The sequence below is a fragment of the Nocardiopsis changdeensis genome, assembly GCF_018316655.1.
Taxonomy (GTDB): Bacteria; Actinomycetota; Actinomycetes; order Streptosporangiales; family Streptosporangiaceae; genus Nocardiopsis; species Nocardiopsis changdeensis.
Map to the genome: position 1 here is coordinate 6,808,963 of NZ_CP074133.1, position 21,916 is coordinate 6,830,878.

Genomic DNA, 21,916 nt, shown 5'->3' on the forward strand with positions numbered 1-21,916 from the left:
CGGCTCCTCCGGCCCTTTCCCGATCTCAGGGTGCCAGGTCCGGGGCTCCGGCGACACCGGCGGTCCCGGGCCTGTGGACAACGCCGGGCACGCGACGGGCCGGGGCTCCCCACGAACCCCGGCCCGTCCCGCTATCGGTGGCGGATCAGCAGGTCAGCTCCCAGGAGCACTCCAGCTCACCGGTCTCCGCGCCCGGCGCGCCCTCCGGGACCCGGGCGCCCTGCGTCCGCAGCGCCGACCCGTGGCCCAGGTGCTCGGCCAGCCGGACCGCGATCGCGTCCTGCACGACGACGGGCGCCGGCCCGGTGTGCCCGTTGTTGAGGATGGAGAAGACCAGGCCGTCGCCGCCGTCGGCGCCGGGCACGTACCCGGACAGGCCGCTGACCCCGCTCATGGTGCCGGTCTTGGCGCTCACCACGCCCTGGGCCGCGGTGCCCGCCATGCGATTGCGCAGCGTGCCCCCGACGAAGGGGTCGGCGATCCCGGCGACCGGCAGCGACGCCTCCCATACCGGGTACCAGTCGGCCCCGCGCGCGGCGGCCAGCAGCTCCGTGACCGCGGACGCGGTCAGCCGGTCGGTACGCGAGAGCCCGGAGCCGTCGTGGAACACGACGCCCTCGGTGTCCACGCCCAGACCGGCCACGGCCTCGGCGACACCGGCCCGGCCGGCCGCCCACGTGCCCTCGCCCGCGGTCTCGCGGCCGATGGCCTTGATCAGCATCTCGGCGTGGCCGTTGTTGCTGAACTTCATGAACGGCACCAGGATCTCGGACAGCTCAGCGGAGGTGTGGTCGGCGACCACGCGCGTGTCCAGGTCCGCGGGGACCTCGCCCTGCCCGACCCCGCCGCGCACCCTGACGCCGTGTTCCTCCAGTGCCTGCTCGAACAGGTGCCCGGCCAGCCCGGCGGGCTCGTCCACCGTGCGCAGCACGGCGACCGGGGTGCCGCCCTGCGGGATCGACCCGGTCACCACGATGGTGTTGGTGCCCACCGGCCGGTCCACGGCCAGGGTGTTGCCGCTGCCGGGCGCGCCGGTCACGGCCCGGTTGTCCAGCTCCATGTAGCCCTCGGCGGCGCCCAGGTCCACCGCGGGCGCCTCGCCCTGGGCGGCGGCGGTGACGGTGACCTCGGTGACGCCGGTGTCGAACCGGTCTCCATGGGCGACGGTGAGCGCGGAGATCTGCGCCGAGTAGGCGTAGGGCTCGTCCTCGGGCCACCAGTCGTCCACCAGGCGCTCGTCGTCGAACCAGGTGTCGTCGGCGACCACGTCCCCCTTGACGACCCTGACCCCGGAGGCGGCCACGTCGGCGGCCAGCGCGTCGATGTCGGCGGCCGACAGGGTGGGGTCGCCGCCGCCGACCAGGTACACGTCCTCGACCGCGCGCGGCCGGCCGTACCCGGCGGGGACGACGACCTCGGTGTCGAAGGTGCGGTCCGGCCCCAGGACCTCCAGGGCTGCGGCGGCCGTGAACAGCTTCATGTTGGAGGCGGGCACGTAGGGCGTGTCCGCGTCGCGGGAGTACAGCTCCTCGCCCGTCGCCGGGTCGAGGACGACCACTCCGGCGTCGGCGACGGAGGGGTCCGCCAGGATCTCGTCGAGGTCGGCGCGCAGGTCGGCCGCGGTCTCCGCGACCGGCTCGGCGTGTGCGGGGGCGGCGAGGAGGCCGAGCGGCAGCAGGGCGGCCGCCGCGGCTGCGGCCCACCGGGGGCGGGGGCCGGCCAGGGGGGTCGGGGCTCTCATGGATCTCCAAAGGCTCGGACGGAAGACCACGAACCTAGCCGAGTCTCACCGCGGGTCGCCACGCGCACACGCCGGGAGCACAACCCCCTTTTCCGTCCCGCCGCAGGCCGGAGCGGACAATGCTCTCGATTACCCATCAGAGCGGTCCACATGTGGACAGAAGAGGAATACCTATCCGAACGCGGCACGGCGGTGCCGGGGTCGCCCCCTGGCACCGCCGTGGACCCCGCCTCCGCCGTTCCCGGCCCGAACAGCCCCGGGAACGGTGGCGCGGGATCAGATCAGCTCCACCACCTGCGAGTAGTGGCAGGCGTCCCGGTGCCCGGTGCCCCGGTCCAGCAGGCCCGGCGGCTCCTCGACGCACAGGTTGCGCTGCTCGTCGGTCAGCTCGTTGGCGAACTTCGGGCAGCGCGTCCGGAACCGGCACCCCGAGGGCGGGTCGGCCGGGCTGGGCACGTCGCCCGTGACCACGATCCGCTCGCGGGTCCGCTCCTTGACCGGGTCCGGCAGCGGGATCGCCGAGATGAGCGCCTGGGTGTACGGGTGCGCCGGCGCGTCGAACAGCTGCTCCGTCGTCCCCGTCTCCACGATCTTGCCGAGGTACATCACGGCCACCCGGTCGGAGATGTGCCGGACCACCGACAGGTCGTGCGACACGAACAGGTACGACAGGCCCAGCTCGTCCTGGAGATCCTCCAGCAGGTTGATCACCCCGGCCTGGATCGACACGTCCAGCGCCGACACGGGCTCGTCCAGGATGAGCACCTTCGGGTTGAGCGACAGCGCGCGGGCGATGCCGATGCGCTGCCGCTGGCCGCCGGAGAACTCGTGCGGGTAGCGGGAGCCGTGCTCGGGGTTGAGCCCGACCAGTTCCAGCAGCTCCCTGACCCGCTGCTTGGCGCCCTTGCCCCGGCCGTGGATCTGCATGGGCTCGGCGATGATGTCCGAGACCGTCATGCGGGGGTCCAGGGACGCGAACGGGTCCTGGAACACCAGCTGCAGGTCGCGCCGCAGCGGCCGCATCTGGGCCTCGCTGAGCGAGTGCAGGGGCTGCCCCATGTAGGTGACCTCGCCCGACGTCTGCCGGATGAGCTGGAGCAGCAGGCGCGCCGTGGTGGACTTGCCGCAGCCGGACTCGCCGACGAGCGCGAGGGTCTCGTGCTCGCGCAGCTCGAGGGAGATCCCCGAGACCGCCTGGACCTCGCCGATCCTGCGCCGCAGGATGCCCTTGGAACGGATCGGGAAGTTCTTGACCAGGTCGACCGCGGACAGCAGCACCTCGGACGACACCGCCTCCGACCGCTCCTCCCGTCCGGCGGTCCCGCCGGCTTCGGCACCCTCGGCCTCGACGAGTTCCGCGGGGGCCTCCGCGTCCAGGGCGGTGGCCCGGAACAGGTCCTCGGGCCGGGCGTCCACCAGCTGCTCGCTGAAGTGGCAGGCGGCGGCGTGGCGGCGGAACGGGTCGGGGTCGTCCCCGTCCACGGCCGCCTCCAGGGCCGGCTCCTGCGCGTGGCAGATGTCCTGGGCCATCGGGCAGCGCGGGGCGAACCCGCAGCCCCGCGGCAGGTCGAGCAGTGAGGGCGGCGTCCCCAGGATGGGCGTGAGCTTCTCGCTGCGCGCCTCGTCCATCCGCGGCAGCGACCCCAGCAGCCCCAGCGCGTAGGGCATCCGGGGCCGGTAGAAGACGTCCTCGACGGTCCCGGTCTCCACCAGGCGGCCCGCGTACATCACGGCCACCCGGTCCACGTGCCCGGCGACCACGCCGAGGTCGTGGGTGATGAGCACCAGGGCCGCGCCGGTCTCCCTGCGCGCCGCCTCCAGGGCCTCCAGCACCTGGGCCTGGACCGTCACGTCCAGGGCGGTGGTGGGCTCGTCGGCGATGATCACGTCCGGGTCGTTGGCCATCGCGATGGCGATGACGACGCGCTGGCGCATACCGCCGGAGAGCTCGTGGGGGTACTGGTCGACGCGCCGCTCCGGGTGGGGGATGCCCACCTTGTCGAGCAGCTCGACCGCCCGCTCCCTGGCCTGCTGCTTGGTGACCTTGCGATGGGTGAGCACCGCCTCGGCGATCTGGTACCCGATGGTGTACACCGGGTTCAGCGAGGTCAGCGGGTCCTGGAAGATCATGGCGATCTTCTCGCCGCGCACCTTGCTGATCTGGGCGTCGTTGAGGCCGATGACCTCCTGACCGAGCACCCGGGCCGAGCCGGACACCTCGGCGGTCTTGGGCAGCAGGCCCATGATCGCCATGGAGGTCACCGACTTGCCCGAGCCGGACTCGCCGACGATGCCCAGGGCCTCGCCCCGGCGCACCCGGTAGGACACCCCGCGCACGGCCCGCAGGGGGCCGTCCTCGGAGGAGAAGGTGACGTTGAGGTCCTGAACGTCCAGGACGATGTCCGTGTCGACGGTCGCGGTGGCGCCGTCGTTGATGTTGTCCGTCGTGGTCATCGCCGCACCATCGTCTGTCGTGGGTCGAGGGCGTCCCGCAGCCCGTCACCGATGAAGTTGATCGTCAGGCAGATGAGGACGATCAGCACGCCGGGCGGGTAGAACAGCCAGGGCCGGGTGAAGGCGGCGGTGCGCGCGCCCTCCACCATCTTCCCGAGCGAGATGTCGGGCGGCTGGATGCCGAACCCGATGAAGGACAGGCCCGCCTCCGTCAGCACCGCGACCGCGATGAGCAGCGTGGCGGCGACGATGATCGGCCCCGCGGCGTTGGGCAGCAGGTGGCGGAAGATGATCCGGGAGGCCCGGGCCCCGGCCGCGCGCGCCGCCTCGATGAACTCCTGCTCGCGCAGGGAGAGCACCACGCCGCGGACCACGCGGGCGACGGTCGCCCACGAGAACAGGCACATGATGAGCGCCACCGCGTACCAGGTGGTGCCGCCGCGGACCGCGCCGTTGATGGAGGCGACCGCGACGATGAGCGGGATGATGAGGAAGATGTCGGCGATCCTCATCATGATCGCGTCGGTGCGTCCGCGGTAGTACCCCGCGACGGCGCCCCAGGTCGCGCCCACGACGGTGGAGACGACCGCGACGGTCAGGGCGACCTTGAGGGACTGCTGGGCCCCGCGCATGGTCTGCGCGAACACGTCGGTGCCCTGCTTGGTGGTGCCGAAGGGGTGCTCCAGGCTCGGCCCCGCGTTGCTGGGGATGTCCGGGTTCACGGTGTAGCCCCACGGCCAGACCAGGGGCCCGAGGAAGGCGAAGGCGACGATCAGCCCCAGGAGCACCAGGCTGATCATGGCGGCGCGGTGCCGCCGGAACCTCCTCCAGACGAGCTGGATCTGGGTGCGTTCCCCGCCCTTGGCCGGCGCCTTCGCCGGCGTGCCCGGGCCGCCGTCGTTCATCGCGACGCTGCTCTGCATTTCACTCATAGCGGATCCTCGGGTCGAGAACGCCGTACAGGATGTCGGCGACGAGGTTGGCGACCACCACGAGCGTGCCGCTCAACATGAGCCAGGACATGACCGCGAACGCGTCCTGTGCCTTGACCGCCTCGATGAAGAAGTAGCCGAGTCCGCGCCACTGGAAGATCGTCTCGGTGATGACGACGCCTTCGATGATGCCGACGATGCCGATGGTGGCCACGGTGACCAGGGGGATGAGCGCGGTGCGCAGGGCGTGGCGGCGCACCACCACACGGTTGGGCACACCCTTGGCCCGGGCCAGCCGGACGTAGTCGCTGTTGAGCACCTCCAGCATCGACGTGCGCTGGTAGCGGCTCCACGACGCGAAGCTGGTGAGCATCAGGGTGATGGTGGGGAGTACGAGGTGGCCCGCGGAGTCGAGGAAGTACTCCCAGTTGGTCATGTTGCTCACCCGGGCCGAGTTGGCCCCGATGGTGAAGAAGAAGCTGCTGCCGGTGGTCTGGTTGAACCACAGGCCGCCCTCCTTGATCAGCGCGCCCAGCCAGAAGGTCGGCATGGCCAGGGCGAGGAAGCCGATGAAGGTGAGGGTGTAGTCGAGCTTGGAGTACTGGCGCATGGCGCTGACCACGCCGGAGAGGATGGCCAGGCCCAGGGCCGCGATCACGGCGGCGGTCACGAGGCGCAGGGTGACGGCGATGCTCGCCGACAGCTCGGTGCCGATGTCGAACGCCACACCACGGACGGAGGGGCCGAACTGCCCCTGGAGCAGGCCGATGTCCCCGTTGCCGCCGATCCCCGTCATCCAGAGCCAGTACCGCTCCGGGATCGACCGGTCCAGGTAGTAGCGGGCCTCCGCGTCGGCGATGACCTGTTCCGAGGGGGGAGGTTGCTGCATGCGCAGATCCGCGAGCGGGTCGCCGCTCAGGTCCACCATGAGGAAGACCAGGACCGACGCCGCCAGGAGCACTGGGATCGCCACGGCGAGGCGACGCGCGGTGTATACGAGCATGGGAAGGTCCTTCGATGAACGCTCCCGGCCCGGGAAGGGGGCCCTTCCGGCCGGTTGCACCGGCCGGAAGGGCCCCTGCCCCGCCCCTGCGGCGCCGGGCGCGGGCCCGGGCCGCCGCGGGGGCGGGGTGCTCCTCCCGGAGCACTAGGCGGAGCGGAGTGATCCGTCAGAAAGCGTTACTCGACCGCGGTCCACTCGTGCTGGTTCCACATGGCCCGACGCGACTGGCTGTGGTTGTCGGTCACGTTCCCGAGGAACTGGGTGTCGTAGAAGAAGTAGGCCGGGGTGTCCACCAGCGGGAGCACGTAGGCCTCTTCGGCGACGATGGCGGCGGCCTCGTTGGCGAACCCGGCGGACTCCTCCGGGGTGGCGGAGTCCATCGCGTTCTCGACCAGCTCGTCGACCTCTTCGTTCTCGTACTTGCCGTAGTTGCTGCCGCTCTCGCTGAACCAGTACTGGTGCGGGGAGCTGTAGAACTCCGGCGTGGTGCTCCAGCCGTAGAGCATGAGGTCGAAGTCGCCCTCGGCGAGGGTGCCGCCCAGGTCGTCGGTGGTCTCGATCTCGGCGGTGACGCCGATCTCGGCGAGGTCGGCCTGGATCAGCTCGGCGATGACCTCGCGGGCCACGTGGCCGGCGGTGTAGCGCAGACGCAGCGGGCGCACGGCCTCGCCGTCCTGCTCCAGCGTCTCGCCGTTCAGCTCGTAGCCGGCATCCTCCAGGATCTCCAGCGCGGCCTCGGCGTCGCCGGCGCCCTGGCCGGTCGGGGTGATGACGTCCTCGTGGAACTCGCTGGAGGTGGAGAAGACGTGGTTGGTGCGCGGCTCGATGTCCGGGAACTTCTCGCCGTAGGTACGGGTGGCGATGTTCGCGACGTCGACCGCGGTGAAGATCGCCTGGCGCAGGGCCTGGTCGTCCAGGGGCTCGCTGGCGAGGTTGAGGTCGAGGTGCTCCCAGCTGCCGCCGGACGCGATCTCGAACTCGACGTTCTCAGCGCTCTCGAGCTGGGTGATGACGTCGTCGGACCAGGTGGCCGGGGAGCCGCCCTGGACCTCGCCGTTGGTCAGCGCCGGGACCCAGCTGCCCTCCTCGGTGTTGACCTCGAGGATGATCTCGTCGATCTCGGGGGTCTCGCCGTAGTACTCCTCGTTGACCACCTTGACGACGCGGCCGTCGAGCTCGGGGGTGCCCTCGAAGATGTACGGGCCGCCCGAGACGGTGATCGGGTTGGCGTTGAAGAAGTCCGACGACTCCCGCATGCCCTCGGGGGTGTCGAGGTCGAAGCCCTCGGCCTCGGCGATGTGCGCCGGGTAGAAACCGTCGCTGCCGAAGGTGAACCAACCGGGGTGCTGCGTCCCCTCCTTCATGGTCACCGTGACGGTCTTGCCGTCCTCGGAGCCCTCGACGCTCTCGATGAGGGAGGAGAGGGTGGAGCCGCGGGAGTTGCAGCCGTCGGCGCACAGCTCATCGTCGCCGCTGTTCATCTTCCAGGTCCAGATGAAGTCGTCGGCGGTGATCGGCTCGCCGTCGCTCCAGACCGCGTCCGGGTTGATCTGGTACTCCCAGGAGATCTGGTCGCCCTCGATCAGCTCGGGGGTGTTGACGATGAGGTCGGTGTTCCACTCCCACTCGCCCTCGGGGGTCCATAGACCCGTGGGCGGGAGGATCCCGTGGACCATCTGGATCAGGTAGACCGAGCCGCCCTCGGGGGCGTTGTGGTTCCAGCCGCCCGCGGGCTGGTTGACGATCCAGGTGACCGAGTTCTCACCCGCGGCGCCGCCCTCCTCCTGAGGTGGGGAACAGGCGCTCACCGCGAGCACGGCCGAAACGCCGATGGCCGTGGCCCCCAGCATTTTCCTACGAATCTGCATCAGTCACACCCTTGATCACTAATACGAACCTTCAGTGGGGGATCGAGTGGTTCGCACAGTCCCCACCGAACTTAGGCGATTAGTCGTTCAGAAGACCATCGAGTGAAATGTCTGTATAGCCCCAATGCCGGATTCGTGATCCATCCGCAACCGGTTCGCGCCCATCGACCCCGGACGTCGACATCACACGACAACGCGCCCGTAACACAACGGCGGATCCCGCGTTCCCGCAGGCCAGGGGGGCGCCCAGGACAGGTACTCAGTACCGGGGATTCGGTCGCACCAGAAATAGAAAGTGGCAAAACCATTGTAGTCAACAATGTTTACTTAAAAGTAAACGATGTTTGACTACCCAAAGCTCCTATTCGATTACCGAATTAAAAACGGACATACGAGCACAGACGATTCATCAAGGCGAAAAGATCCGCCCGACCATCGACGTCGACGGAGGCCGAGCGGATCATATAAACATGGGATGACATGATGTTGGAAAGATCCGTTCGCGCGCCGGCGGCCGTCCCCCGCCGCCGCCCCGACGTCCCGGGCGGCGTCCCCGCCCGTCCGTCCGCAGGTCGCGGGCGTCTCCCTGGAAAGCCCGTCGTTCCGGTGTCCGAAACCACCATGGGCACCCCCGCGGAGCCGATAAAGTCGACAGCGGCGGCGATCACCGCCCACCCCAGACCGCAGCGAGGAAGGCCCCTGCCGTGTCCGAAACAGTGCGCCTCGTCTGTCCCTCGGGCCGCAAGCACGCGGAGCTGTGGGGCGGCTACCTGCTGGCGGCCCTGGGCGTCGTGGCCATCGCGGTCGACCCCTCCCACTGGGCCAACATCACGCTCGGCGTCCTGCTGCTCCTCATCGGCGGCGGGCTCGCGGCCCACGGCCACCTCTTCGTCAAGGCCCCCGTACTGGAGGTCTCGGACGGGGAGTTCCACTACCGGCGCGGCAAGTACGAGGTCAGCGTGCCCTTCGGGGACATCGGCTCCTACCACCTGCTGCCCGGCGGCGTGCGCTCCCTGGGCCTGTGCGACACCGCGGGCCGCCCCAAGCGGTTCCCCTCGCTGCAGAGCCGCCGCACCTCCCGCGCCTACCTGCCGCTGACCGGGATCACCAGCCCGGCCAAGGTCGAGGCGTTCATGGCGGTGGCGGGCATCCCGCCGCGCAAGCGCTCGCTGACCTCCTGACGACCCCGGCGCCGCTCCCCCGCCGGACCCGGCCGGGCCTGCGGGCAGGGCCCCGGCCCTTGTGGCCCGGGTCCCGGTCGACGTCCCGGCCGGGCGGGTAACGGTCTGTCCGAAACCCGTGCACACAACGGTACGCAGTCGGACGTCTCAGGCCACATCAGTCCAATTCGCACCACACCCACCACGGACATACCGTTGCAAGCCCGGGTCATCTACCCTCGGTTCCGTGACGCAGTCCAGAATCACCGCCATCCTGACCGTAGCGGGGATGCTCGCGGCCATGTGGGTCTTCGAGATCCTCGACTTCTTCATGTTCGGAACCCTCGACTACCAGTTCGGCCTGCGCTCCTGGGACACCGGGGCTCCCTGGACCGTCCTCACGGCTCCGTTCATGCACGGCAACATCCAGCACCTCGTCGGCAACTCGCTGCCCTTCCTCGTGCTGGGCTCGCTCGTCGCCTTCAGCGGGCTGTCCCGGTTCCTGCTGACCACCCTGATCGTCACGGTCGTCAGCGGCGTGGGGATCTGGCTCTTCAGCGCCCCCACCACCATCACCGTCGGCGCCAGCGGACTGGTCTTCGGCTACTTCGGCTACACCGTCCTGCGCGGCATCATCGAGCGCAAGACCGTCGACATCGTCATCATGATCTGCGTCGTCCTCTTCTACGGCACGATGATCTGGGGCGTGCTCCCGCAGTACCCCGGGGTCTCGTGGCAGGCGCACCTGTTCGGCTTCCTCGGCGGTCTGATCGCCGCGTACGTCCTCCCCAAGCGGGAGAAGCGGCGCCAGATCGACCAGTGGCGCCAGCCCGGGGCGCAGGGCGGCTACTACGCCCCCTGACCCGGCCCCGCATGCCGAAGGGCCCCTCCCGTACGGGAGGGGCCCTTCCCTGTCATCGGGTGCGGCGCAGGCCTAGAACTCCAGGCCCTCGGCCGCGTCGCCCAGGGTGCGCTCCAGGAACTCGGGGTTGTCCGCCAGCCAGGCGCGGGCGCCGGCCTGCGGGTCGTCCTTGTGCTCCTCCAGGGTCAGCACCTCCAGGGAGGCCAGCTCCTCGTCGGTCATCTCCCAGCCCTGCAGCCACTCGGCGAGCTCCGGGTAGTCCTCGGTGAAGCCGCTGCGGCCCACCGCGTGGATCTCCTCGGCGTCGCCCATCAGGCCCTCGGGGTCTTCGAGGTCCTTCAGGTCGTGCTTGGCGTAGGCCGGGTGCGGACGCCACAGGGTGACGGCGATCGGCTCCTCCTCGGCGATCGCCGAGTCCAGCTCCGCCAGCATCGCCGCGGTGGAGGACTCGACCAGCTCGAAGTCGGCGTCCAGGCCGTAGCCCGGCATCGCCTCCTCCTTGGTGACCCGGGTCAGGCCGGCGCCCGACTCGATGCCGACGATGCGGCCCCCGAGCTCGTCGGCGTGGTCGGCCAGGTCCTCGATGCTGTTCACGTCCTCCATGTAGGCGGGGACGGTGATGGTCAGCTTGGCGTTGTCGTACCAGGTGCCGAGGTCCTCGAGGTCGTCGCCGTAGTCGTTCCAGTAGTCGGCGTGGGTGACCGGCAGCCAGGTGTCCAGGAACAGGTCCACGTCGCCGTTGGCGGCGCCCTGGTACATCGGGGCGACGTCCACGTCGGTGACCGTGACGTCGTAGCCCTTCTCCTCCAGGATGACCTGCCACATGGCGGTGGTGGCGATCGCCTCCTCCCAGGCGATCAGGGCGATGTTGACCTCCTGGGCGTCGCCGCCGCCCTCGCCCTCGCCGGGGCCGGTCAGGTCCTGTCCCCCGCTGTTGCCGCAGGCGGTGAGGAGCAGGGCCGCGCTCATGCCGGCGGCGGACAGCGCGGCGGTGCGCTTTCGGGTGTACATCGTGGGGTTCCTTCCCTAGGGGATCGGAGGAACCGGCGGGCCGTGTGCGACCGGCCCGCCGGGTCGGGGTGCGCTCAGGCCGAGGAGACGGCGGCGCGCCCCTGCGGGCTCTTGCGGGTGACCGCCGCGGTGAGGCGGTCCAGGAAGATGGCGAGGACGACGACGGCGATACCGGCCTCGAAGCCGAGTGCGCCGTCGTTGCGGCTGATGCCCTGGTAGACCTGGCTGCCCAGGCCGCCGGCGCCGACCATGCCCGCGATGACGACCATGGACAGGCCCAGCATGATGACCTGGTTGACGCCGGCCATGATGGTCGGCAGGGCCAGGGGCAGCTGGATGCCGGTGAGGATCTTGCGGCCCGGTGCGCCGAACGCCTCGCCCGCCTCCACCAGCTCCCTGTCGATCTGGCGGATGCCCAGCTCCGTGAGGCGCACGCCCGGGGGCATCGCGAACACGATGGTCGCGACCACGCCGGGGACCGCGCCGATGGAGAAGAAGAAGATCGCCGGGATCAGGTACACGAACGCGGGCAGCGTCTGCATCAGGTCCAGGACCGGCTTGACGATCTTGCTGACCAGGTCGTTGTAGGCGGCCAGGACGCCGATCGGGATGGCGATGGCCACCGCGATGGCGCTGGCCACCAGGACCAGGCCCAGGGTGTCCATCGCGTTGTCCCACTGGCCGACCGAGGCCACCAGGGACAGCGCGACCAGTGCGAACACGCCCATCCTCCAGCCCGCCACCGAGTAGGCGAGCAGGCTCAGCAGGAGGATCATCAGCAGGGACTTGGGCTCGGTGACGAGCATGGGCAGCAGCAGCCAGCCCAGGAGGACCACGGCCAGCCAGCCGCCGGCCACGACCGCGGTGCGCTTGCGCGAGGCCGCGTTCAGCGCCCCCATCACCGTGACCGCCGCCAGGAACAGCAGCGAGACGATGAAGTAGGAGTCGACGTACTGGTCGAACAGGTTCATCGCCCACAGGAACAGGAAGGGCGGCAGGCTGTTGACGACCGTGTCCACCAGGCCGGTCCACGCCTGGAGGATGTAGAGCACCGAGACGGCGCCGACGGTCACCGCCAGCGGGCCGCGGTGCGAGCGCAGCAGCGGGACCGCGATGATCACCGCGGCGATGAAGGTGAGCTGGGCGGCCGCCGGGTCGGAGAAGAAGCCCGACAGGACGGACACGGCCCAGCGGATGAACTCGCCGATGGCGTCGAAGGCCGGGCCGAAGTGGGCCTTGAGCCAGTTGTTGAACGCCTCGAACCCCTCACCGACGGGCAGGGCGGGCGGGAAGTCGACGGGGGTCACGGCCGCTCCCTCCCCGACGCGAGGGCGGCGAGCACGGACGTGCGTGAGGCGGTGCCCAGCACGCTGCCGTCCTCGTCGACCACGCGGACGAGCTCGGATTCGGCCATGTCGGTGTACAGGTCGGCGATCGGGGTGTCGGCCGCGACCGTCGGCGCGCCCGCGCCCGCGGTGGCCCCGGTGTCCAGGGCCGAGGCGGCGGTCAGCACGCGGGTGCGGTCGACGTCCTCGGTGAACCGCTCGACGTAGTCGTTGGCGGGCTCGTTGAGGATCTCCTGCGCGGTGCCGATCTGGGCGACCCGGCCGTCCCGGAGCACGCAGATGCGGTCGCCCAGGCGCATGGCCTCGTTGAGGTCGTGGGTGATGAAGATGATGGTCTTGCCCAGCGACTCCTGGAGTTCCAGGAGCTGGGTCTGCATGTCCCGCCGGATCAGCGGGTCGAGGGCGCTGAACGCCTCGTCCATCAGGATGATGTCGGTGTCCGCCGCCAGGGCGCGGGCCAGGCCGACGCGCTGCTGCATGCCGCCCGAGAGCTGGTGCGGGAACTTGTCCTCCCAGCCGGCCAGGCCGACCAGTTCCAGGGTCTCGGCGGCGCGGGCGGCCCGCTCGGCGCGGGGCTCGCCGCGCAGTTCCAGGCCGTAGGCGGCGTTCTCCAGCACCGTCCGGTGCGGCAGCAGGGCGAAGTGCTGGAAGACCATGCTGATCTTCTGGCCGCGCAGCTTCAGGAGCTCCTTCTTGCCCAGGGCCGTGATGTCGACGCCGTCGACCTCCACCGATCCCGAGGTGGGCTCCAGCAGGCCGTTGAGCATGCGGATGAGTGTGGACTTGCCCGAACCGGACAGGCCCATGACGACGAAGATCTCGCCCGGCTCGACGTCGAAGGAGACGTCGATGACCGCGGCGGTCACGTCGAGGTCGGCGATGGTGTCGCGGTGACTGCCGTCGGCGAGCCGCTCGACGGCGGCTCCGGCCTGTCTACCGAACACCTTGTACAAGTGGTCTGCGCGTACTGCTGGCACGGTCTCCTCTACGGGGCTGTCCCGCCGCGGAGCAGACCGGCTTCCCCGATCGCCGCCCGCGGACTCGACAGGCAGCCGGTCCGCGCAGGGCCCCCCGGTGCGCGCCCCTTGCGGGGTTCGGACCAGCACCTGGTTCACGTCGGGGGGCAACGTTACCGAGATGCGTAGCCACAGATCAGACGGTTGGTAACCAGCAGATAACATGTTTAAACGACATAAAAACGGTCCGCCGACCATGCCGGGGGTTTGCATCGTCGCAGGACAGCGATATGTGATCTATACCACGCACGTTCTTAACGTGATGCCGGTCACATATGCGTGACAGGAGCGCCATACGACGGTATGTGCCAGCTCCGCAACCTACCGTCACGACGCCGGGCGCGCCAGACCCCGGCCCGGAAGAGCCGGGGTGCCGGGTCAGGACTCGATGCGCGTACGGGTGAACTTCAGGTGCGAACGCGACGGCGTCGGGCCGCGCTGCCCCTGGTAGCGCGAGCCGTACTCCGCGGAGCCGTAGGGGCGCTCGGCCGGCGAGGTCAGCCGGAACATGCACAGCTGGCCGATCTTCATGCCGGGGTACAGCTTGATCGGCAGCGTCGCGACGTTGGACAGCTCCAGGGTCACGTGCCCGGAGAAGCCCGGGTCGATGAACCCGGCCGTGGAGTGGGTCAGCAACCCCAGCCGCCCGAGCGAGCTCTTGCCCTCCAGCCGGCTGGCGATGTCGTCGGGCAGCGTCACCACCTCGTAGGTGGACGCCAGAACGAACTCCCCGGGGTGGAGGATGAAGGCCTCGTCGGGGTCGGTCTCCACCAACCGGGTCAGGTCCGGCTGCTCGACGGAGGGGTCGATGTGCGGGTACCTGTGGTTCTCGAAGACCCGGAAGAACCGGTCCAGGCGCACGTCGATGCTGGACGGCTGGACCAGGCCGGGGTCGAAGGGGTCGATCCGGACCCGCCCGGAATCGATTTCGGACCTGATATCGCGATCGGAGAGCAACACGCTCCGAACCTACCGCCTGGCGGAAGCACCAGGGCGGACACCGGCCGAACAGGGACGCCCGACACGGGATCCCGGCGCCGACTTGCCGTCGGACCCCGGGAATGGGCTAGGATGGCAACGGTTGACCGGCCGTTGAGGCGGCGGGCACACGCGGATGTAGTTCAATGGCAGAACTTCAGCTTCCCAAGCTGATAGCGCGGGTTCGATTCCCGTCATCCGCTCCGTTCGAAAGACGGCCCCTGGACAGCGAAGACCCTTCGCACCCCAGGGGCCGTCTTCGCGTTGGGGGTGTGCCGGAGGCACACGGACCGACGGCCAGCGTCACGTGACGTGCCCCGCTCCCGTCATCCATGGCCGCGAGGCCCCCGAACACACGTGCCCCTCGGTACTCGGCACCAAAGATCTCCGGAGATCTTCAGCGGATTCGCTTTGATCCGGCCGCCACCCGAGCGACGGCCTGCACCATGGCGACCATCGACCAGCGCGACTCGCCGGTAGCAGGTCCCGTTACCGGGACGAATGGCCGCTCGGCGGCACCCGCGACGGCACGCCCCAGTCCGAACCCTTCGTCACCCGCGCCGACGCCCGCACCTTCAAACTCCACGTCGAGGCGGCCGGACAGCACTGGCCCGAGAACCGGATGCCCACCAGGGCTGGGCCGGGGGCTGCCTTCTGGCCGCGGGTAGGTGAAGACCACCCCGGAACCCGACACCGAACCCGTCCTGCTCGCAGCTTTTGCCCGCGGGCGCATCGACTCCCTCTCCGGGATCGAGGAGCGTACCCGGGCCGACTACCACCGCAACCTCGAACGGCACCTGAGCCCCTCCTTCGGCACCGCGAACCTCCGCGAGAAGGGCGTGCCGCCCCCTGAGCACGTCCGCCGAATGGGTCAACCACCTCCAGGCCGAGGTTCCCGATCCGCGAACGCCCATCAACCCGCACAACAGCGAGGGCTTCAAGAGCTCATCTCACTTGGTGGGTCCGTTAGCAGATCAGCGTGCAGGCGATGCCGACGAAGGCCGGGAAGCGGTCGGCCCGACGCTCATAGCGGCAATGCAGGCGGCGACATCCGGCCGGCCAGGCATGGTTCGCTCGACCGAGATCACACCTTCAGCTCGGGCTAGTTTATCTCGAAACCTTCGGGAACGGGGTTCTTGAGAATGTAAGAGAAGATTTCAGAATCCTCTTGACTGAACCCGAGCTCCAAGTACATGGCAACGAGCTCTTCATAGGTGTAATTTTCCGGGTCCTTCACGGGAACGATCACAGCAACCCCCACTCCCCAAATAGATTTTCCATTGCATCCCGAAGGGGTGCGAAGTTATTATCCACCCATTGCCTGTTTTTGTCAATGCCAGGGAGGGAGAGATTGAGTTCGAGTTTTTCCCGAAGCACCGAGTCTCCGGTTTTTTCCGTGATCCACTGAGAGTAAATTCGAGCAAATATCTCCGCATTGGTCGAAAGATACATATAGAACTGCGTTTTCGGAGCCCTTTTCAGATCTAGAAGCTCCGGAGAGGACCTCGCCAGGTGCAGCAGGTTTCTCATAGCCGGTTCAAGCGGCATTGCGTTTGACGCGAGACCCAAGCGCGTCGCCGTACTCCCAGCCTGGTCGACTGCGTGGCCGATCTCATGGACAAAAGTTTCTCGAAGATGGGAAGAATTGGCGTCGAAAAGAATCGTCTGACTTCCCGGCTCAAATCTCCCGAATACTCCCGCCGGGAGGTTTCCCGCCTCGAATTTTATTACCGCCATCGAGTCAGGGAATCTGTGAACTCCTCCGACGAGGTTGATGGCGGCTTGAATCTCCTGCAAAATATGCGGAGGTATGGATTGACTGATGGAGTGGGGGAGGTCATCTCTGGAATCCAGGGATTCCGGAAGACCCTCATGGCTTGAGGAGGAATCCTCCCTTGCATCTGCCTCGGTTCCTTCATGGCCCGATCCGTCTGCTTCATTTATTTCGATGATAGTGTTATCAGCAAGCCGAATGGTAACGCTATCCCCAGGACGGGAAAAGTGGTGGTTCTCGACGACATACGGCCTTTCGTTAGCTCGACCGGGTATGTTGTCGTGGGTTCCTCCTGAAACGAGATCGTCCTCGAAGGGATTACGGACCGGGGTTCCAGGCAGTCCTTGTCCACTTGTGGCGACGGTTATCTCGTCGCGAGCGGTGAACTCAACACCCCCGCTGTTGACCTTGACCCGCTGGTCATAAGCCGTGGACGCATTGTCGGGAACCTGGGAAGCCACCCACGCATCCTCCGCGCCGCGCAGGCCCTCCTCCAGCTCCCGGCGGGATCCCGGATCGATACCGTCGAGGAACTCCTGGCCCGCGGCCAGCTCGGCGGCGGTCGGGTCGGCGGGCCGCTCGGCATCGGCGGCGCCGTCTCCCGAGGGGGAGCCGGTGTGCGAGTCGCGCAGTGCCTCCAAGCCGGTCAGGAGTGTGCGCAGCCGCTGGGGGTCGACCCCCAGGGCCCGCAATGTGTCATCGGTCAGGGAGATGACGGGGGTGAGTCCACCGGAACCACTGCCTTGCCGGCCGGACGCTGCGCTGTCGACCAGGTTCTGCAGCGCGTCGGTCAGCCCGCGGGGGACGCCGCCGACCCCGTCCAGGATCTTCAGCCCCTTGTAGGCCAGCAGCGGCACGCCCACCGCCGCCCCCACGCCGGTCGAGGTCAGCGCCGCGCCCGCCACGATCGTGCCGACGTTGAGCAGCGCGGTCGTGATGACGTACGCGGGTCGTTCCTCCCACTCCCGCCACGGCACCACCGCGTGGGCCGCCTCCACCGCCGAGTCCCAGGCGATCTCCCGGCTGCGCTCCCAGCTCTGGAACCCCCAGTGGTCGATCTCGGCGTCGTACAGCCCCACCATGGCGCCCGCGCCCTCGACCACACCCCACCAGTGGGCGTCCAGGTTGGTGCTCCACTCGAAGTCCCAACCCCCGGCACCGTGCATCCCGACCATGCCGCCGGCGTTCTCCAGGATTCCGCCGCCGAAGTCCCAGACGGCGTGCTGGACGTCCCAGAACCAGTAGTGGTCGACGCCGATCCCCGGTCCGCCCCAGGCGTTCTCCAGCTCCTCGGTGATCTCGGTGAAGCCGTAGGCGATCTCCCCACCGCTCAGCCGGGTGGAGCCGTCCGGGTTCACCGCCGTGTACCGGCGCGCGCTGAACAACCCGATGATGGCGTTGGCGCACTCCGCCTCGGCGGCCATGAAGTCGTTCTGGATGCGGATCTTCTCGGAGTTGATCCGCGTGTACTCCTGGTACTCCTCGCTCTCACCGCCGAGGAGCGTGCCCTTGGCCCAGTCCTCGTCGTCGGCGACCCGGGCGTTGAAGCGGCGCGCGTCGCCCTGGAGGGCCCATGCCTCTCTCCGGAGTTCGCGGGCCTTCTCGGCGAAGGTGGTCAACGCCGTGGCCGCCGTGCCCAAGGCGCCGTCCACCTCCCCGGCGTCGTCGGGGACCGAGTCCACCGCCGAGAAGAGCATCTCGGCCTCCGGTGCGGAGTAGCAGGAGGCCAGCCCGCCCCAGGCGGTGTGGATGTCGGCCGCGCCCTCGGCGATGTCGGCGCCGTCGCCCTTGAGGTCGTCGGCGGTGTACTCCAGGCGGTCCGGGTCGGTGCCGGGGACGAAGAAGGTGCTCGGATCGAAAGGGGCTGTGCTCACAGGTCACCGCTCCGGGAGTGTGGGGGGCAGGGGGAGGCGCGGGGAGGGTGTGGGCGGGGTCAGCGGTACTGGGGCTGCTGGCCCGACCCCGCGGCAGGGGTGATCTCGGTGGCCGGTTCCCTGGCGGCGTTGAGCTGGGCTTCGGCGGCCATCTCCAAGTTGCCTTCGATGTAGTGGTTGGTGGCCTCGTAGGCGCCGCCGACGGCCCTCAGGGTCGTCTCCGCCATACCGCCGAGAATCCCGAAGTAGTGTTCGGCGAACCGGCCCAGCGCATCGGCGACGATGCCGCTGCCGCACTCCTCGACGGCGTTGCCCAGATGGGTCTCCAGTTGGGACAGCTCCCGGGTCAGTCCGGAACCTCCCTCCTCATCGCCCAGATGTCCCAGGGTCGCCTCCAGAACACCGCCGACCTGCACTGGATCGATATTCCAAGCGCTCATCGAATCCCTTCTCCTGTCCTGGAGAACCGCTCTGCGTACGACCCTTCGGATGATTCGCCGTCATCGGTGTGGCCGATTCCGGCCATTTCCTGTTGTGCGCGGACGAGCTTCGCCTCGAGAAGGAGCGGAGCCGAGCGAAACTTCCTGAAAGTCCTGCTCAGGCGCTTGTTCAGGAAGGCGTCTCCGCCCTTGAGCCACCCGCTTCGCCCTACTTGGGCGAGCCTCGGAAACCCCTGGTCCCGGCATACGGGAGACACGCCCCTCGGCCTGGGGCGGGCGACCCGAATGGTCACCTCCCCACCCTTGGAACCCCGTTCCACCAGGTTGGACTTCACTCGTTCACCTCTTCTGCGCACCTCGCATCGATAAGCGGTTTCCATTGTGTCTTCGGGCGCATTATGCCGAACGGTAGGGACAGAGGGTGAGCCGGGATATGCGCACGGCAGTCCCCTCGTGATGCCATGGAACCCGGCCGCCTGTCCGAATCCCTGTGGCCTGGCCGACCACCCGGAACCGGGGTTGTGCGCTTCCGGACGAGACGTGAGGACTTCGCCGCCCTGGTGCACCCGTGAGGGTGCACGGGGTGTGGTGCAGGGGGCTATCGGGCAACGGAGCGACCTGGGGGTTCTCGGGTCAGCGCACGTGGAAGGGCTGATGGTGGGGTGGTTCGATTCCCGTCATCCGCTCCATGACGAGAACGGCCGGGTGGTTCGGATTTTCCGAACCACCCGGCCGTTCCGCTTTCCCCGGGCGGGTGCCGGGGGCCGTGCCGCAGGCCTGTCGGGAGCCGCAGGGGCTCACCAGTCCAGTTCGGCGTTCAGTTCCCGGGTCTCGCGAATGCGGCGCTCGAGCACGGACAGGCGCTGCCGTACCTCCTCGATCTCCGGGGCCTGGGGGCCCAGCACCCAGAGCATGGTCTGCGCCACCGATCGCTGCTCCGCCTCCGCCTCCTCCAGCCGGTCGGCCCACAGCAACGCGAACGCCAGATGGTGCCGGCTCCGCAGGGTCGCCGGATGGTGCTTTCCGCGCAGGCGCCGGTATCCCGCCGCGACTTCGCGGTACTCCGCCAGGGAGGCGTCCGGTTCGCCCATGGTCATCAGGGTCCGCGCCAGACGGTGCCGGGTCTCCAGGGTGTCCGGATGGTCGGGTCCCCGCTCCGCCGCCCCCAGCCGGACCGACCTGCGCATGCCGGCCACCGCCGCCCCGTCCCGCCCGAATCCGAGCGCCTCCCACCCCAGCACCATGGCGTCCTCCGCCGAGACCCCCTCCAGGACCTCGTCGAACAGGGCGTCCGGAACCCGCTCGCCCGGCAGGGTCCGCTTCAGGGCCTCGTCCACCAGGTGGTCGAAGACCTCGACATGGTCCGCGCCGACCGGTGTCAGCAGCCGCGTCGCTCCCGCCCGCGGCGCCGTGGCCCATTCCCAGGCCCGGTCCGATGCCTCCGGACGCCGGTCCCCGCTTCCCGCCTCTTCCGACAGCCGGACGTGGAGCCGTTCCACCAGCGCCCGCGGAATCGGCCCCACCGCCCCGCAGCGGCGGACCGTCACCGCCGCGGCCACCAGGAGCGCCCCCTGGGAGGCCGGGGAGAGGGCGTGAGCGGCGTCCCCCGCCGCGGACGGATCCCCGGCGCCGTTCACTTCGGCGAGCAACTCCGGGGCGCGGGCCAGGAGCGGCGCGAACCCGTGCACGCCGCGCCGGTCCAGCGCGTGCGCGATCCGCTCGTCCGAACGGAACCGCTCCGCCCGCTTCCGTTCGCCGTCCGTCAGCGCCCGGTCGACACGGATCTCGACCGCGCGACGCAGGAGCAGCCTCCACCGCTCGGCATCGCCACCGTCGAGCAGCCTCTTCTTCTCGGTGTCCCGCAGGGTCGCCACCACGACGCGGTGCGTGCCCCGCCCCTGCCCGCCGAGGAGGTCACCGACGTTCTGCGCGGTCAGGTGCGGGTCGGAGGCCCATCGGTGCAGGTCGTCCAGCCACAGCACACACCGGGGGTGGGCGGCCGCCGCCTGGAGTGCGGGGGCCACGCGCGCGCCCGGGCGCGGGGCGATCAGGACGTGGTCGGTCAGGTGCCGGACCGCCTCGTGGGCGCTGCGGGTCTTGCCCACGGCCGAATCCCCCGCCAAGAAGACGAATCTCTGCGCCTGAACGGCGGCGCGGAGCCGCACGTCCGCGGCGCGCGGCACGTAGGGGGGCAGGGACGACCCGCCCCGGGCGTCGGCCGCCGCGGGGGCCACGCCCCAGGTCAGCGGATCCGTCCGCCTCCCCACCGTCGGCAGGCGCCCGCCGGGCCCGGTGTCACAGGAGACCCGGATCTCCTCCCGGGCGGGAAGCCGCCGACGCCAGGCCTGCGACCGCCGGAGCAGCACCGTGCCCCGGACCGCCAGGGCCGCTCCCGCCGGAAGGGCGAACGCGGCCCACCAGTCGGGTGGCGCGAACCAGGCCGCCTCGACCGTACGCAGGAACACCGCCGCCCCCGACAGCAGCAGGAGCACCGCCGCCACCAGCCATGGGCCCGGTGCCGCCACCGGTTCTGCTCTCCCCACCCTGACGACCTCTCTCGTCTCGCGAGCACCACGTATCCACCCCTCTAGGCCGGTCCGGGGCTTTCACCGGTGCGGTGAAGGCGGTGTGCCCGAGGACGCGCAGGGCCCGGTGTCACATGAGGAGGGAGCGATGCGGGACGGCGCCGGACGGGCGGTCAGGGCGTGTGGCGGAACGGGGGCAGGGCGCGGAAGGCCGGGTCGACCCGCAGGGACTGCGCGAGCACGCCGAGGAGGCGGCGGGCGCGGGAGAGCGGGTGGTCCGGGAAGCGGTCGTCCCACACCGGGTCCTCGGCCTGGTTGCGCGGGGTGCCGCCGGTGACGCCCTCGGTGTAGGGGTGCCGGGCCCAGGCGGCCATCGCCCCCTGCACGTCCCCCTGGTGGCGGTCGAGGAACGCGGGGAAGAGGGACGCCTCCCGGATGCCGGTCACCGGCCCCTCGAAGCACTGCACCCGGACCACCGTGCTGCACCGGTCCCGCGGGATCGTGTACGAGCCGATGTAGGCCATCCCCGTCTCCCGGCGGGGGTCCCTGCCCTTGACCACCTGGCGGATGGCGGGCATGCCGTCCAGGGTGACGGTGTCCAGTTCGACCAGGCCCATCCCCGACCCCGCGACGTGGGCGCTGGTCCGGGCGCGCAGGTCGTCGAGGTCCTCCAGGGAGGCGGGCAGGTCGGGGACCAGGCCGAAGAAGTCGAGGATGACCGCGTCGCCCGTGGCGTCGACCCAGGCGTTCTCCTGGACCTGGCGGTGGCCGGCGGTGTCGAAGGTGAGGGGGGTCCCGGCCAGGCCCGCGGGGCCCCGGGGGGTGTCGGAGTTCATGGCGGCACCCTAGTCGCCCCCTCCGTCGATCACGCGTACCCGCTGGTGGGACCATGGATCCCGGTGGGGCGCCGGCTCCGGGCGAGGGGCCCGGCG

Annotated in this window: 15 protein-coding genes, 1 tRNA gene and 1 pseudogene; 3 read left to right on the forward strand and 14 right to left on the reverse strand. The window is 69.6% G+C overall.

The annotated features are described in order from the left end of the window. Positions 1-145 precede the first annotated feature (145 nt). From dacB to KGD84_RS30620, 5 genes are all read right to left on the reverse strand, one after another. Positions 146-1,741 (reverse strand): D-alanyl-D-alanine carboxypeptidase/D-alanyl-D-alanine endopeptidase, encoded by a 1,596-nt coding sequence (gene dacB / locus KGD84_RS30600; protein WP_220563770.1) that lies wholly within the window; start codon positions 1,739-1,741, stop codon positions 146-148. 276 nt (positions 1,742-2,017) lie between these two features. Beyond that, positions 2,018-4,195: an ABC transporter ATP-binding protein gene (locus tag KGD84_RS30605; RefSeq protein WP_220563771.1), complete on the reverse strand. Its 2,178-nt coding sequence runs from the start codon at positions 4,193-4,195 to the stop codon at positions 2,018-2,020. Further along, positions 4,192-5,100, reverse strand: a complete 909-nt coding sequence (locus KGD84_RS30610; RefSeq protein ID WP_220565401.1) for an ABC transporter permease — start codon at positions 5,098-5,100, stop codon at positions 4,192-4,194. The genes KGD84_RS30605 and KGD84_RS30610 overlap by 4 nt, the downstream gene beginning before the upstream one ends. A gap of 19 nt (positions 5,101-5,119) precedes the next feature. Further along, positions 5,120-6,130 carry an ABC transporter permease gene (locus KGD84_RS30615; RefSeq protein ID WP_220563772.1) on the reverse strand — a complete coding sequence of 337 codons (1,011 nt, stop codon included), beginning with the start codon at positions 6,128-6,130 and terminating at the stop codon, positions 5,120-5,122. A gap of 176 nt (positions 6,131-6,306) precedes the next feature. After that, complete coding sequence (locus KGD84_RS30620; RefSeq protein WP_220563773.1) at positions 6,307-7,998, reverse strand: ABC transporter family substrate-binding protein; 1,692 nt, start codon at positions 7,996-7,998, stop codon at positions 6,307-6,309. 704 nt (positions 7,999-8,702) lie between these two features. On the opposite strand from KGD84_RS30620, the gene KGD84_RS30625 reads away from it, so the two are divergent. Both KGD84_RS30625 and KGD84_RS30630 read left to right on the forward strand, forming a co-directional pair. Then, positions 8,703-9,179, forward strand: coding sequence for a hypothetical protein (locus KGD84_RS30625; RefSeq protein ID WP_220563774.1), 477 nt, complete (start codon positions 8,703-8,705; stop codon positions 9,177-9,179). A 226-nt stretch (positions 9,180-9,405) separates the two neighbouring features. Further along, positions 9,406-10,020 carry a rhomboid family intramembrane serine protease gene (locus tag KGD84_RS30630; protein WP_220563775.1) on the forward strand — a complete coding sequence of 205 codons (615 nt, stop codon included), beginning with the start codon at positions 9,406-9,408 and terminating at the stop codon, positions 10,018-10,020. A gap of 72 nt (positions 10,021-10,092) precedes the next feature. On the opposite strand, the gene KGD84_RS30635 is transcribed toward KGD84_RS30630, so the two are convergent. The 4 genes from KGD84_RS30635 to dcd all read right to left on the reverse strand — a co-directional run bounded on the left by KGD84_RS30635 (position 10,093) and on the right by dcd (position 14,353). After that, complete coding sequence (locus tag KGD84_RS30635) at positions 10,093-11,031, reverse strand: glycine betaine ABC transporter substrate-binding protein (RefSeq protein WP_220563776.1); 939 nt, start codon at positions 11,029-11,031, stop codon at positions 10,093-10,095. A 74-nt stretch (positions 11,032-11,105) separates the two neighbouring features. Further along, positions 11,106-12,338: an ABC transporter permease gene (locus KGD84_RS30640; RefSeq protein ID WP_220563777.1), complete on the reverse strand. Its 1,233-nt coding sequence runs from the start codon at positions 12,336-12,338 to the stop codon at positions 11,106-11,108. Further along, complete coding sequence (locus KGD84_RS30645; protein ID WP_220565402.1) at positions 12,335-13,330, reverse strand: quaternary amine ABC transporter ATP-binding protein; 996 nt, start codon at positions 13,328-13,330, stop codon at positions 12,335-12,337. The genes KGD84_RS30640 and KGD84_RS30645 overlap by 4 nt, the downstream gene beginning before the upstream one ends. A gap of 441 nt (positions 13,331-13,771) precedes the next feature. Further along, on the reverse strand, positions 13,772-14,353 hold the full coding sequence (gene dcd / locus KGD84_RS30650; RefSeq protein ID WP_220563778.1) for a dCTP deaminase: 582 nt from the start codon (positions 14,351-14,353) through the stop codon (positions 13,772-13,774). Positions 14,354-14,503: 150 nt separating this feature from the next. Between dcd and KGD84_RS30655 the strand changes: the two genes are divergently transcribed. Beyond that, positions 14,504-14,574 (forward strand) — tRNA-Gly (locus KGD84_RS30655). Positions 14,575-15,337: 763 nt separating this feature from the next. Here KGD84_RS30655 and KGD84_RS30660 read toward each other — a convergent pair. The 5 genes and pseudogenes from KGD84_RS30660 to KGD84_RS30680 all read right to left on the reverse strand — a co-directional run. Continuing rightward, positions 15,338-15,436: pseudogene (locus KGD84_RS30660) on the reverse strand (IS5/IS1182 family transposase); the annotation flags it as partial. Positions 15,437-15,616: 180 nt separating this feature from the next. Then, positions 15,617-18,019, reverse strand: a complete 2,403-nt coding sequence (locus tag KGD84_RS30665) for a hypothetical protein (RefSeq protein WP_220563779.1) — start codon at positions 18,017-18,019, stop codon at positions 15,617-15,619. Positions 18,020-18,078: 59 nt separating this feature from the next. Further along, a complete protein-coding gene (locus KGD84_RS30670; protein WP_220563780.1) occupies positions 18,079-18,459 on the reverse strand; it encodes a DUF6507 family protein in 381 nt (126 codons plus the stop codon). A gap of 797 nt (positions 18,460-19,256) precedes the next feature. Continuing rightward, positions 19,257-20,984, reverse strand: coding sequence for a tetratricopeptide repeat protein (locus KGD84_RS30675; protein WP_220563781.1), 1,728 nt, complete (start codon positions 20,982-20,984; stop codon positions 19,257-19,259). Positions 20,985-21,157: 173 nt separating this feature from the next. Then, positions 21,158-21,820, reverse strand: coding sequence for a hypothetical protein (locus KGD84_RS30680; RefSeq protein WP_220563782.1), 663 nt, complete (start codon positions 21,818-21,820; stop codon positions 21,158-21,160). Between the last annotated feature and the right edge of the window lie 96 nt (positions 21,821-21,916).